1 protein-coding gene is annotated in these 769 nt (G+C 44.0%); it reads right to left on the reverse strand.

What is annotated here, in order from left to right:
* Window positions 1–769, reverse strand: a 769-nt coding sequence (locus tag A3766_RS06315) for an MFS transporter (protein WP_197479378.1), incomplete at both ends; no start/stop codon positions are given.

The following is a 769-nucleotide window of genomic DNA, read 5'->3' on the forward strand; positions in this document are numbered from 1 at the left end:
TTCCTGTGATAGCGCTTCCCACCATAAACAAGGCATTCATAATGTTAATCACAGCGATGGTTCTCGCTCTAAAAGCCGGTTCCGCTCTTTCCTGGACAAAGGCATAAAGTGGGACGATAAAGATGCCTCCTGAGATACCTATACCGATCAGATCAATCAACACTCTAAAAGAACCTTCAGCGTTTAGGAATGTAAGCCAAGTGTGGATAATTTCAGGTTGATGAGGAATTGCGCTATAAAGATCTACACCAAATAGGCTTAATCCCAACGCGCCAATCGGTACAATACCCAACTCAACCTGTGATGAAGACAGTTTTTCACAAAGCATCGAGCCAAGTGCAACACCAATGGTAAATACCGCCAATAGTAAGGTGACGAGTGAGGAGTCCCCNAACAAGACTTCTTTCGAGAAGTTAGGGAATTGCGTTAAATAAGCTGCACCTAAAAACCAAAACCAGGAGATTGCCGCAATTGCTAAATATATCGGCCGGTGCTTTCTTGCTTCGACAATTAGAGAGTGGGTAGTTTTAATAGGGTTATATGAGACTGTTATATCAGCTTGGCTCGGTGGGGCCAAAGGTATTGAACGGCTACTAAGATAACCGAGCAATGCAAAAAACACGACGGCACATGCTGTCACAATCAGAAAGCTATCTAATTGCATGATGATACCAGCGCCAATAGTACCCAAAAGAATCGCAACAAAAGTGCCCATGCCTATCAGCGCATTGCCACCGACCAATTCTTCTGACTTTAGGTGTTGAGGGAT

The sequence above is a fragment of the Oleiphilus sp. HI0132 genome, from assembly GCF_001635845.1.